This window comes from Oceaniovalibus guishaninsula JLT2003 (assembly GCF_000299575.1).
Classification (GTDB): domain Bacteria; phylum Pseudomonadota; class Alphaproteobacteria; order Rhodobacterales; family Rhodobacteraceae; genus Palleronia; species Palleronia guishaninsula.
This window is the reverse complement of the sequence record NZ_AMGO01000031.1, coordinates 1-638: the sequence shown is the minus strand read 5'-3', so window position 1 is coordinate 638 and position 638 is coordinate 1. Positions and strand designations below refer to the sequence as shown.

General features: G+C 67.6%; 1 protein-coding gene and 1 pseudogene. Both read right to left on the bottom strand.

From position 1 onward, the window contains the following. Positions 1-214 (bottom strand): annotated as a pseudogene (locus OCGS_RS08015) (hypothetical protein); the annotation flags it as partial. Between the two features lie 22 nt (positions 215-236). Continuing rightward, positions 237-638 (bottom strand): AAA family ATPase (locus OCGS_RS08010; RefSeq protein ID WP_040610796.1); only part of this gene is annotated, 402 nt, incomplete at its 5' end.

The window sequence follows — 638 nt, the reverse complement described above, 5'->3', positions numbered from 1 at the left end:
CGGGCATGCGGACCCTTCGAGGATCGGTGAACTCGCAGTCCAGCATCTTCGCGTCGCTCGACTGCGAGGCCTTCAGGAGCTTGGCGTCCATTGGCGTGGCGCCGTCGACGCCGCCGGGGCGCACGGTCAGGCGGACCTTGGCGAAGGTGCCGTCGGGGATCAGCTCGCCGATGGGGGTCATCTGCGGCTGTGCGTCGTTTAGATCGTAGCTCATGGATCTGTCCTTTGCGTCTGGATCAGGAAGGGATGGTGGATTGAGCGGGTGCCCGGCCGTCGATCTTCGCGATCAGCGCGCCGAGATCGGGCGCCTCGGTCACATCAAGCCGGCCGGAACGGTCCTTGGCGGGAAGGCCCCAGGGGTTGCCGGAGCGGCAGACGAGGCGGCGTTCGGCGGAGGTCTCGTCGAGGGTCCAGTCGCCCTTGGCGTCGCGGCCGAAGAGCTGCATGGAGACGACCTGATCGACGATGCCCGGCAATTCGCGCCCGGCCTTCGTGCCCTCCATCTGCGGCTGCCATGTCGTCGCGCCGAATTCGTCGGTGACCTTCTCGAGCACGCCGACGAAGATCACCGTCTTGCCGCGGGCGTGCTGCAGATGCTTCAGCGCCTGGATCACCTCGCGGCCGAGCAGCCCGTAGGC